Origin of the sequence: Blautia sp. XA-2221, from assembly GCF_028767025.1 — a bacterium.
In the GTDB taxonomy this organism is placed as follows: Bacteria; Bacillota; Clostridia; order Lachnospirales; family Lachnospiraceae; genus Blautia_A.
Genome location: NZ_JAJQXX010000013.1, coordinates 1 through 11951, shown reverse-complemented (window position 1 = coordinate 11951; position 11951 = coordinate 1). Strand labels below are relative to the sequence as shown.

At 41.6% G+C, this 11951-nt stretch carries 13 protein-coding genes; 2 read left to right on the top strand and 11 right to left on the bottom strand.

The window, feature by feature from the left end; translation table 11 throughout:
* The first annotated feature begins 2 nt into the window (after positions 1-2).
* The gene (locus LU279_RS10780) at positions 3-1760 is read left to right on the top strand and encodes an ABC transporter ATP-binding protein (RefSeq protein WP_274422511.1); all 1758 of its coding nucleotides are present in this window, start codon (positions 3-5) and stop codon (positions 1758-1760) included.
* A gap of 32 nt (positions 1761-1792) precedes the next feature.
* On the opposite strand, the gene LU279_RS10775 is transcribed toward LU279_RS10780, so the two are convergent.
* From LU279_RS10775 to LU279_RS10730, 10 genes are all read right to left on the bottom strand, one after another.
* Positions 1793-2221: a C-GCAxxG-C-C family protein gene (locus LU279_RS10775; protein WP_274422510.1), complete on the bottom strand. Its 429-nt coding sequence runs from the start codon at positions 2219-2221 to the stop codon at positions 1793-1795.
* A 69-nt stretch (positions 2222-2290) separates the two neighbouring features.
* A complete protein-coding gene (locus LU279_RS10770; RefSeq protein WP_274422509.1) occupies positions 2291-2926 on the bottom strand; it encodes a sugar O-acetyltransferase in 636 nt (211 codons plus the stop codon).
* On the bottom strand, positions 2917-3357 hold the full coding sequence (locus LU279_RS10765; protein ID WP_274422508.1) for an NUDIX domain-containing protein: 441 nt from the start codon (positions 3355-3357) through the stop codon (positions 2917-2919). The genes LU279_RS10770 and LU279_RS10765 overlap by 10 nt, the downstream gene beginning before the upstream one ends.
* A gap of 205 nt (positions 3358-3562) precedes the next feature.
* Positions 3563-4567, bottom strand: a complete 1005-nt coding sequence (locus tag LU279_RS10760; protein WP_274422507.1) for an asparaginase — start codon at positions 4565-4567, stop codon at positions 3563-3565.
* A gap of 390 nt (positions 4568-4957) precedes the next feature.
* Positions 4958-5761 (bottom strand): ABC transporter permease, encoded by an 804-nt coding sequence (locus LU279_RS10755; protein WP_274422506.1) that lies wholly within the window; start codon positions 5759-5761, stop codon positions 4958-4960.
* Between the two features lie 13 nt (positions 5762-5774).
* Positions 5775-6560, bottom strand: a complete 786-nt coding sequence (locus LU279_RS10750) for an ABC transporter permease (protein WP_274422505.1) — start codon at positions 6558-6560, stop codon at positions 5775-5777.
* The gene (locus tag LU279_RS10745; protein ID WP_274422504.1) at positions 6547-7470 is read right to left on the bottom strand and encodes an ABC transporter ATP-binding protein; all 924 of its coding nucleotides are present in this window, start codon (positions 7468-7470) and stop codon (positions 6547-6549) included. Before LU279_RS10745 ends, LU279_RS10750 begins: the two co-directional genes overlap by 14 nt.
* A gap of 146 nt (positions 7471-7616) precedes the next feature.
* Positions 7617-7793, bottom strand: coding sequence for a chorismate--pyruvate lyase (locus tag LU279_RS10740; protein ID WP_274422503.1), 177 nt, complete (start codon positions 7791-7793; stop codon positions 7617-7619).
* A 91-nt stretch (positions 7794-7884) separates the two neighbouring features.
* Positions 7885-8448 carry a CDP-alcohol phosphatidyltransferase family protein gene (locus tag LU279_RS10735; protein WP_274422502.1) on the bottom strand — a complete coding sequence of 188 codons (564 nt, stop codon included), beginning with the start codon at positions 8446-8448 and terminating at the stop codon, positions 7885-7887.
* 150 nt (positions 8449-8598) lie between these two features.
* Positions 8599-9099 carry an HD domain-containing protein gene (locus LU279_RS10730; protein WP_274422501.1) on the bottom strand — a complete coding sequence of 167 codons (501 nt, stop codon included), beginning with the start codon at positions 9097-9099 and terminating at the stop codon, positions 8599-8601.
* Positions 9100-9407: 308 nt separating this feature from the next.
* Between LU279_RS10730 and LU279_RS10725 the strand changes: the two genes are divergently transcribed.
* Positions 9408-10763, top strand: a complete 1356-nt coding sequence (locus tag LU279_RS10725) for an MATE family efflux transporter (RefSeq protein ID WP_274422500.1) — start codon at positions 9408-9410, stop codon at positions 10761-10763.
* A 253-nt stretch (positions 10764-11016) separates the two neighbouring features.
* Here the strand turns inward: LU279_RS10725 and LU279_RS10720 are convergent, their stop codons facing one another.
* On the bottom strand, positions 11017-11640 hold the full coding sequence (locus LU279_RS10720; protein ID WP_274422498.1) for a DUF4317 family protein: 624 nt from the start codon (positions 11638-11640) through the stop codon (positions 11017-11019).
* Between the last annotated feature and the right edge of the window lie 311 nt (positions 11641-11951).

The following is an 11951-nucleotide window of genomic DNA, read 5'->3' as shown; positions in this document are numbered from 1 at the left end:
ACATGAGCGCAATAAATAAAAACCAGACAGGCAGCATGAAAACTCTGAAAAAAGTGCTGCGATTCATTGGAAGATACCGTTTTCTTCTGTTTGTCAGTATTGTACTGGCTGCTGTTTCCGTACTTCTGCAGCTTTATGTTCCGATTCTTTTCGGAAATGCCATTGACCAGATCATTGCAGAACACCAGGTAAATTTTTCTCAGATGTGGTGCTGGCTCCGTCAGATTCTCCTTGTTGTTTTCCTGTCAGGCGTTTCCTCCTGGAGCATGAATCTCATCAATAACCGCATGACATACCGCACAGTGCAGGATATCCGCGCAAAAGCCATTCGTCATATTCAGCATCTGCCGCTTTCTTACCTTGACAGTCACAGCACCGGAGATATTATCAGCCGGGTGATCGCAGATACAGACATCCTTTCAGACGGACTCCTTCTGGGCTTCACCCAGCTGTTTTCCGGCATTGTCACCATTATAGGAACTTTGATTTTTATGCTGTCCCAGAACGTGATCATTACAATTATCGTAATTGTGCTGACACCTTTGAGCTTTTTTGTGGCAAAATTTATTTCTTCCCACTCTTTCCAGATGTTTCAGCGTCAGAGTAACGCCAGAGGGCAGCAGACAGCTCTCATTGAGGAAATGATCGGAAATCAGAAGCTGGTACAGGCCTTTGACTATCAGGACAAAGCTTCTGAACGTTTTGCCCGTATCAATGAAGAACTGAGAGAGTCAAGCCAGCAGGCCATTTTTTACAGCAGCCTTACCAACCCTTCCACCAGATTTGTTAATAATGTGATTTATGCAGGAGTCGCTCTGGTCGGAGCTCTCCTGATTCCGGCAGGTGCGCTGACTGTAGGCGGACTTTCTGTGATGCTTGCCTATGCCAACCAGTATATGAAACCTTTTAATGATATCAGCTCCGTAATCACAGAGGTTCAGAATGCATTGGCCTGTGCCTCCAGAATCTTCGCTCTTCTGGAAGAAACACCGGAAAGTCCTGATCCTTCAGAATCACTTTCTGATGTAAAAGGCGCAGTTGAAATTCATCAGGTTTCTTTCCGATATGCGCCTGACAAGCCTCTGATTCAAAACTTTAATCTGAAGGCGGAACCTGGCAGGAGAATTGCGCTTGTAGGTCCTACCGGTTGCGGAAAGACTACCTTTATCAATCTTCTGATGCGGTTTTATGATGTAAATTCCGGAACCATTTCTCTGGATGGAAAACCTGTAGATCAGATTTCCCGTCACTCTCTCCGAAGCAGCTACGGAATGGTACTTCAGGATACCTGGATCAAAAACGGCACTGTCCGTGAAAACATTACGATCGGAAAACAGGATGCCACTGAAGAAGAGATCATCCAGGCGGCAAAAATGTCTCACAGCTGGGAATTTATCCGCCGTCTTCCTGACCGGCTGGATACCGTTATCACAGAAGACAGTCTCAGTCAGGGTCAGAAACAGCTTCTCTGTATTACCCGGGTTATGCTGTGCCTACCGCCAATGCTGATCCTTGATGAAGCTACCTCCAGCATTGATACACGAACAGAAATGCTGATCCAGGAGGCATTTGACCGACTGATGCAGGGGCGTACAAGCTTTATTGTGGCTCATCGCCTGTCCACCATACGCAATGCTGACGAAATTCTTGTGATGAAAGACGGAAATATTATTGAACAGGGAACTCATCATGAACTTATGGAAAAAGGCGGTTTTTATCATACCTTATACAATAGTCAGTTCGTAAACACAGCAGAATAGCCAGCAGGACAAATAAGCTTTTCCATACAAGCTTATTTGTCCTGCTCTTCCTTTTTACTGTTCAAATACTCCTCTGTCAGCGCCACTGCATCCAGAATACATTTGTCACAGGTACAAAGCACTTTTTTGGTTTCAACTCCTTTTAATTCACGGCAAATATAGGAACCATTATTTTCTTTAAATTTATTTACATACTTTTTCACATCTTTATAGGTCTGTCCCTTTGTAAGCGTTCCCTTTTCAGGATTGCCCACACTGTTTTCCAGGCCTATGACCATTGCCATTCCGGAAAGGGCGCCGCACATTTCCATCATCCCCATTCCAAATCCAAACCCCTCTGAAATTCTGAACATTGCTTCCTCGTCAATGCCAAACTCCTTACAGAAGGTACAGGCAACCGCCTGCGCACAGTTATATCCTTTTTTATGTAACTCAATAGCATGTTCTGCTTTTGTATTCATCCTTATTCTCCTTATGTAAATTATCTATTATTGTTTTTATCTGGATTTCAGATTTTTTCCTGTACTCTGTTATTTTTTATTCTGAGTGCGGGATAAAATATCCTCCCAGGCTTCCTCATCAATCTCCTCATCTCTGAACAGTTTTCTTCTGTCATCCTCTGTGATCTTCCGGATCACCCGGCAGGGATTACCGGCTGCAACAGACCAGTCAGGAATGTCCTTTGTTACCACACTTCCCGCACCGATCACTACGTTATTTCCAATATGAACACCAGGACATACCACCGTGTTTCCCCCAATCCATACGTTGTCCCCCACTGTCACTTCTTTTCCATACTCATATAACGTATTTCTGGTGTCCGGATGAACTGGATGACCTGCTGTATAAATAGCTACATTTGGCGCAAACTGACAGTTATCGCCGATCTTTACCTTTGCCACATCCAGGATCGTACAGTTATAATTTGCAAAAAAATTCCTGCCGGTTTCAATATTTTTTCCATAATCGCAGTAAAATGGTGGATTGATAAACGCTTTATCCGATTTACCCAGAAGCTCCTTTACTACCTCTGCAATCCCATCAAAATCTGACCTGTCCATAAAATTCAGTTTCTGAAGAATTTTCCTGCACACAATCTGCTCTTCAAATATACTTTCATCAGAAATATAAGCAAGCTGCGCATCCCTGCGTTTTCTCATATCCATTCTTTCTGTCTCCTTTTCCACCCCATTTCCAGGGCCCAGTTCTGCATATCGGAATACAGTTTTCCTTTTATTTCTTTATAATCCGCCCAGATCAGACAGTGATCCTTTTCTACAGGTTCCTGTACTTTATCCAGGAGTTCTCCCAGATAATATCTCTGTATTGGATGAAACAGCCCTTTGGTATCATGGATACTGAAAGCTTCCGCTGAAGCCAGATAATCTTTTACCCTACATTCGCATCCACATTCCTCCAGACATTCTCTTCTGATACATTCCTGATCATTTTCAACACCCTGGATTCCTCCCCCAAGAAGAAATAACCCTCTATGAGTGCGCACTACTGCTGTTTTCTCCCCGGAAAATGTAATCAGATAAGCGCCTGATCTGTCATAATATTTACCGTTTTCTCTTTTGCCAAAAATTTTATGCACACTTTTCACGTCCTTTCCTGCCTTTCCAGTCCGGAGCGCATAACCTGCTTATAAAAATCCATTTTTACTTCTTCCCCTTCCTGAAAATCCAGTTATATCATACCATAAAATTTTCTGCCAGGTAACTGGTAAATCCCCAAAAACATCCTTCATTTTTCATCATTCCAGACAGCAGCCGTCCCTGAAAACATTTCTGTGCCCACACTCACTCTTTAGGAATCGTAACCTCTCCCGCAATATCCACAGAAAAATATTCCCTGATTTCTCTCAGACTGTCCGTCTGTCCAAGAACCCACATCAGCTTTGCCATGGCAGCCTCCGCAGTCATATCATAGGCCTGCAAAACACCGCTTTCCAGGGCTCTTCGCCCTGTTTCATACACAGAAAGATTGCTTCCTTCATATCTGCACTGGCTGCCTGCAAGTATAACCATTCCATTTTCTACAGCCTTTTTCACAGCTCCTATAAAATCATTTTTTAAAAACGGCATTCCGCCAAGTCCAAATCCTTCCACATAAACACCCCGACAGCCTTTTTCCTGAAGATAATCCAGGATCGAAGGGTCTGTTCCCGGGTATAATTTCAGCAGAAATACCTTGTCTGAATAGGAAACCTGCGGACGGAAGATTCCCCTTTTTGCCACCAGATTTTCTCTGCAGATATGAAGTCCCAGAGAGCTGATTTCGCCAATATAAGGATAATTAATGCTTTCAAACGCATCAAAGCTCATGGTCCGTACCTTCGAGGCACGGCATCCCAGCATCACCTTACGGTTAAATGCCACAAATACACCCGGGCAGCCGCTTGCCGCCATATGTATCCCACAACGGCAGTTCTCCATAGCGTCTGCCACAGGATCTGCAATAGACAACTGACTTCCTGTTACCACTACCGGGATAGAAATATTCTGAAGCATAAACGACAGCATAGACGCCGTGTATGCCAGCGTGTCTGTTCCATGAATCACTGCAATTCCCTGGTACTCCCTGCTTCTTTTTGCAATCAGCTCCGCAAGCTTTGCCCAGTCCTCCGGAAAAATATTGGCGCTGTCCACTGAGCAAAAATCCTCTGTTTCCAGTTCCAGATTCCTGGAGACCATGCGGAGTTCCTCCAGCATATCTCTGCTTTTCATTCCCGGCATCAGACCGTTTTCGCCGTTTACAGAAGAAAGTGTACCGCCTGTATTTATAATAAGGATTCTTTTTTTCATATGACTTTTTCCTCTTTTCTGCATAAAATCTGTTGTCTGCATTCTTAGCATGTCCTTTATTTTAAATATGTAATCAGCAGTAACTCCTACCTCTCTATCACTCCATACTGCTACATACATAAAGTCATTTTTTATCTCATCATACTGCAACGCAAAAACAGAAGCCATAGAAAGTCAGCTTCTGTCTTAAACTTTATTTCATTCTCTGTGTATGCACAGGCTGTCCCTTTAACAGGTAACAGAAGGAGCGACAATCATACGCCCCTGCTGTTTTTATATCCTCATCACTTTTGATTTATCTGAATTTTATCGTATTTAATTTCTAAAAGCAACAAGTTTTTGCATATCAGACCTATATCTCCACTGTGCAGTATCTTTTTGTATTACCTGTCATGCTCTTTGCCCGATACTCTTTCTTCTGCCTCCTGTTTTTTTCCGTTCCCTGTCTTCCTGAGGCGCCCTACAGAACCATACTAATATCACAGAAATAAAAAGTATAATTCCCAGTACAAGAAACGCAAGCCCCCTGTTCCCAGGCGTTGTTGTACCTGTGTAGGCTTCCATATCAAATCCTGCCACTGTCAGTGCGGCAGATACCGGATAGACACTCCTTAAAAGCCCTGTTTTAAAAAACAGGCAGGCATAGCCAATGAGAAATGCTGCAACAGAACCGCCCATAAATCTTCCCTTTTTCCTGCTGTCAATGATAAGAACAGGAAGAACCACAATATAAATACATATAGAAAGCACTGTCATCTGACAAAAATATCCCAGAAGTGCTGCCAGGCTGACTTTTGTAAGTCCTGCACAAAAACCTGTAATAATCGCTGCCAGAAAGCTGTAAATCCCAAAACATACAGCCAGTATTCCGGAGGTTAGAAGTTTTCCTGTAAGAAATCTTCGGAAAGAAACCGGCACAGTGAGAATATTTTTTAAGGTATCATCTGTATACTCTCTGTTGATCAGATAGCCTCCTGTCAAAGTGATCATCACAGGCAGGAATATCTGAGCATTTCCCCATATGGTACTTTCCAGAAGTGCGGCAAGATCATAATTGGGATTTCTTAAAGCATCGTCCATTACAACCTGTGAAAAAAGCTGAAGCAGCGGCGAACAGAACATTCCTATAAGCGCAATCAGCAAAATATGATACCTTTTCATTTTCTGAAACTCTGTTTTTATAATAGCAGTCATTTCCGTTCACCTCCTACACATCCTGTTTTTTATAAACCTGTATGATCAGTAATATGCAGACTGCCGCCTCCGACATCAGAACTGCAAAAACCAGTGACCCGGAAACAAAATACGGGCGGAAACTCTGATAAAATTCCATCAGTACCTCCCCGGCATTTTCCATGGAATGAAACTGATACAGCCACCGAAAGATCATCGGAACAGGCAAAAGGGTAGGAAGATTAAGTCCTGCCGGAACCATGAGAAAGCTGTCATTAATACGCAGAATATAATTCAGAGTTACATATGCAAAGGCAATGATCACAGAAATAATATAGGACTTGTTGCACCACACAACGATCAGAATACAGGGCATAGAAGCAGCCCACAAAAGCACTCCTGTCGCAAGCGTAAGAAACAGCTGCTGCCACATTGCCTCCAGAGGTATCCCGGATATAACAGACATCAGAACCCCTATCATATATCCTGCGGCTTCATAGGCAATATCAAAAATTAAAAGCACAGACAGCTTTGCTATAGTAAGGCTATTCTTTGTAACAGGAACACACAGCAGATTTTTTAAAGTGTCATAATCCTGTTCTTCAAAAAACAGATTTGCCGCAAGAACAACAGTCAGAGGAATCAGCAGCATAAATCCGTTTTCCTCCCGTATGATGCTCATGATATCGTCAAAACTACTGTCTGACAGTAACAGCGAATAAAGCACGGGCATTATAAAGGTAGTAAAAAAAGCTGCCTGAAACAGCCTTTTTCTTTTCAGCTTCATAAATTCACATCTGACCAGTTTAAGCAATGCCATCACCTCCGGTCACACGTCTGAAATAATCTTCCAGGCTTTCCTCACAGGTATAGGCTTCCCATATTTCCAGGCCATTTTCTACAAAAGCCTTTATGATCTGTTCTACCGGCAGATTCAGATTATATACAACCAGCTTATGGTCATTTTCTATGGTAAAACACTTCTCATGAAATCTCAGCTCCAGAATTCTTCCTGCCTGGGCAGTGTCCGATACCATGAATCGAATATGTTTGCTGCTTTTCTGTTCCAGCTCCGCAAAACTTTCTTCTTCCAGAAGCACTCCATGATCAATGATCCCTATATCATCTGCCAAAAGAGCAATCTCTGAAAGGATATGGCTGGAAATCAGGATTGTCTTTCCTCTTTCCCTGCAAAGAGCCTGAATAAAAGAGCGCACCTCCGCAATTCCAATAGGATCCAGTCCGTTGACTGGCTCATCCAAAATCAAAAGCTCTGGATCATGCATGACTGCCAGAGCAATTGCCAGTCTCTGTTTCATTCCCAGAGAATACTGAGAAAACAGTTTTTTATCTTTGTATGGAAGCCCTACAAGCTCCAAAGCATCTCTTATGACATTTTTGTCAGAGATTCCTCTCAGAGTGGCAAAAATGCTGAGGTTTTCTGTTCCTGTAAGATTGGGATAAAATCCCGGAGCCTCTATCAGGCTTCCGATTCCTGGAAGAATCTTTTTTTCATTTCCCGACATAGATTTTCCAAAAATCCTGATCTGTCCGGATGTTGGCTCAGTAAGTCCGAGCAGCATTTTCATTGTAGTTGTTTTTCCTGCCCCGTTTCTTCCCAGAAGCCCGTAAATGCGCCCTTTTTTTACATGGATGCTAAGATCAGAAACGCATTTCTGCTCCCCGTACTGCTTTGTAAGATGGTCAGTTTCAATCAGATATGAGTTCATTCTGTATCCCTCCTTTTCTGACTGAAATTATAACAGCTGAACCTTATGCCAACCTTATCCTAATCTTACAAAATCCTTATTTTTATTCTGCCAACAGAAACATAAATATAGCTTCCTATGATTCCCATAAGAGAGAAAACATCATTTCATTCTGCCATAAAATACTGAAGCATTTCGTAAGCCACCCTGCTTCCTTCCATGATTTCCGGAGGAAGCAAAGCCATTGCCACACATTTCAGTTCCTCATCTCTGTTTTCTGTATTCTGAAGATACGCATAATCTCCGTCAATTCTTTTTACCTCATAATCAATACGCTCAAACATTATGATTTCCCTTTTCTGTCTTATTTTGTTTTATTTCTTTTCTGTAATCCTTCATAAAATTTCCTGCATAAGGAATTTCTTGGATTCTCTTTCACATTTTTTCTTCTTTCATCTTTTTAAATACTGGTACATACATGCACAGCGTCACAAGCATAACTGCCATCATCACACAGATCATACCATTAACCAGCCATAATGGAAGAACCGGAAACAGAAACAATACCAGCATACCCACAAAAAGCGTTGCTGTACAGACCTTTCCAAACCACATTGCGCCATTCAGCATTTTTCCTTTTTTCAGGAAAATCAGTCCCTGAATTCCCATATATCCTTCTTTGATTATCATAAGCGCGATCAAAACCCACATTAATGGATATCTTGTTGCAAGGCACACAGCAAGGGCGCCATGTGTCAGCTTATCTGCAATGGGATCCAAAGCTTTTCCCAGTTCTGTTATCATATTAAAACGTCTTGCTATTTTTCCGTCAAAAAGATCTGTAAGGCTGGAAACAAGAACTACAAAAGCAGCATACAGATATTCTCTTTCACTTTCTGCTGTAATATATAAATAGCAGAACACCGGAATCAAGAAAATTCTGAAATATCCCATTATATTGGGAATAGAAAAGATCTCTTTTTTTGTAAATTTTTTCATTCGTGTACCTCATTTCATAATCCAGTTGTTTTTGTAATCCCCTCTGAAAATACATTATTTCTGACAACACCGTAGATTTCTTCTTTACATATCCGAAAACAGGACATAAGAAGCCTGCTGTCGGAGACAATCCATACAGCAGGCCCTGTTTTATACCGGAGCGGATACTATAACCACCCGGTTGCGTCTTGCCAGAGCAACCGCAATGTGGCATAACTCCAGGCTGGCGCATATCTTATCTGCCATGGTGATGATCCATGCTTCTTTGTTCTTTGGAATCGGTCCCAGAGGAAACATATGTGTCAGAATTGCATTCCATTCCTTTTCGCTGATATCAAAAGTCCTTGCACTATTGTCAGCTGCAGCTTTGGGATGATAGAATGCCTGATGTTCTCCCGTAGGCGTCTTCTGACGAAAATCATAGGGACAGAAATCATGTAACAGTCCGGCTCTGGCAGCCACCGTAGCGTCACATCCAAATTTTTTTGCCATTTTCCATGATATATAGGAAACATTCAGACTGTGCATGAATCTATTTGTCCACTGATGATGTTCATAGAGGCTGAGAGAAAGAAATTCTTTATTTTTAAGAATGTCCTCAACCTCTGACAGATACGCCTGTGAGACTTCATCCGATAACTGAATATCCATTGGCAATCACTCCCTTCTTTGTTCTACTTACATTATGACAACTCCTGCTGAAAATGCAAGGGATTTCACATAATTTATATTCTTTTTATATTCTGTCTGTTACTGCTCGCTGCATTTACAATAACTTCTGTTTTTCTGCAGACTGTCAATAAGGAATTTCATATACAGTCCAATAAGGTAAACAGTTTTTTGACATTCACTCCTCAACCAAACTTTTGCTGCTTGACAACTCCCTGAAATCATGTGAAAATAGCCATGTTTGCCTGATTTTCATACAAAAATAATGAAACAACAAAGGGGGAAATATTATGTCAGGTCAGGTTCGGGATATGACAAAAGGATCACCTGGCAGACTGATCATTCTGTTTGCCATACCATTAATGCTGGGAAATATCTGCCAGCAGCTTTACACTATGGTAGATACCATCGTTGTAGGACAGATTGCAGGCGTTCAGGCTCTGGCAGCCCTGGGAGCTGTTGAATGGATCACCTGGATGGTTCTTGGTGTTTCTACTGGCGCCACACAGGGATTTTCTATTCTGATCTCTCAACATTATGGTGCAAAAAAAGAGACTCTTCTGAGGCAGGCTGTTGGACGAAGCTATGTACTTACCGCAGTTATTTCAGTTCTTCTTCTGACTATCAGCCAGTTTTTTGCCCGGGGAATCCTGGTATTTTTGAATACTCCCTCTGACATTATTGGCATGTCTCTGATTTATCTGAGAATTGTATCTTGCGGAATTCCTGCAGTTGCAGCTTATAATGTGTTTGCCTCTGTACTGCGTGCCGTTGGAAACAGTCGTGCTCCACTGACAGCTATGATCATTGCAGCTTCTGTTAATGTAGTGCTTGACCTTTTATTTGTGGCAGGCTTCCACTGGGGAGTTGCAGGTGCTGCCATTGCTACCGTTACTGCGCAGATTTTTTCTGCAGTATATTGTTTTCTTGTTGTCAGAAAAATAGAACTGCTTCACATTTCTCGCCAGGATCTTCATCACCTTCCAGGACTGGATCAAAAACTCCTGAAGCTTGGTACACCTGTTGTATTTCAGAACACAATCATTGCAGTTGGAGGTCTGGTAGTTCAGTATGTTGTTAATGGCTATGGATTTCTCTTTGTTGCCGGTTTTACCGCAACAAATAAATTATACGGTATCCTTGAAATGGCTGCTATCTCCTATGGATATGCCATTGTAACCTATGTTGGACAAAATCTTGGCGCAGGAGAAATAGGGCGCATAAAAAAGGGTGTCCGAGCCAGCACTTTTCTGGCTTTTCTTACTTCAGCGCTGATTTCGTGCATTATGTTTATTTTGGGAAAGCAGCTTTTATCCATGTTTATTTCAGGAGAGCCTTCACAGACCAGACAGGTATTGGATATTGCCTGGAAATATCTTTTTATCATGGCATGTTGCCTCTGTATCCTGTATTTTCTTCATGTATACAGATCTGCCCTCCAGGGACTTGGAAATACCTTTATCCCCATGCTCAGCGGTGTTATTGAGTTTATTGTACGTGTAGGCGTTGCCGTTTTTCTTCCTTTTATTATGGGAACAGATGGTATTTTTTATGCTGAGATTGCTGCCTGGACAGGGGCTGCAGCTCTTCTTATCATCAGCTATTTTTCTTCAATAAAAAAATATTCTTTAAACAGGAATGAATAATTTTTTTAACAGCAATGAATAAAACAAATAGGGACTGCCATCAGCAAAAATCCGTAAATACACTCCGGAGCTTTACTGTCAGCAGTCCCTTATTTTTCTATTATTTTATTTAAAAAGCTAACATTTCAATATATATCTTTCATCGTAGAATATATATTTTTTTACATGGAAGAAGTATACCGTTTTAACTTATTATTGAAAATTCCTGCACAGGAAAATTGTAGCAATTAAAGCCAACAAAATCACAATAACTCTATTTCACTCCCAAAAGATCATATATTTCACTGTGAGGTCTTTCCGGATATTTTTCATAAATATCAATATAGTCCGGATCTTCTGTTCTATCACAAAATGCCGGAAAAATAAAACCAAATTCCGGACTCCCGGCTTCGTAATCACCCGTTACCGGACACACTGCACAGATTAAATATTCATAAACTTCTTCAGAATCCCAAAGGCTTTCCTTATCTGTTCCCTTTACAGGAATATCATATGTGCTGTGAAAAAAGATCACCGCATAATCATAAATAAAATGGCAGCTTTCCCCAATCAACTCATAAAATGTATCTAAAAGCGCATCGTTTTTAAGAGCACATGATTTCAACCCTAAAAGCAGCTGACGTATTTTGACCGAATCCTGTCCTGTAAACTGGTATCTTTTCAGATTCTCATTGGTGTCTGAAAAAGGAATCGCCTTTGCTATGGAAAGGTTTTTAGCTTTGTCTGTAGAAGATAATTTCAAAAAATTCGTGTTAAAAGTCCCGTCAACAAATCCATCTTTGTCCATATAGCAGCCTGCAATACGTGTCATAGCTGTACGTGAAACTGTCATACGTCTGGTAAGTTCCAACATATGCTCACGTTTTATCTTCCGCATAAAATTCCTCTTTTCTTCTCCTGTTTCTGCAAATAAAAAAGTAGCCCTACCGGCTACTCACATTGCACTTTCAAAACTACATACATGTTGACATTGGAATCATTCTGACCTTGCTTACGCTTTCAACGACTCGCCTGATCATTTCGTGACTTCCGTCACTCAATGTCATTTGCTTCGCAAATGTCTGTCACAGTCTGGTAACTTCCCTCTGTGAGTAAACTCACTCCGGTCTGTTCCCTTCCTGTTCCAGCCGCTCGTCTCAGCTTCTTGGTCAAGCCCTCGACCTATTAGTAGCAGTCAGCTCCATACGT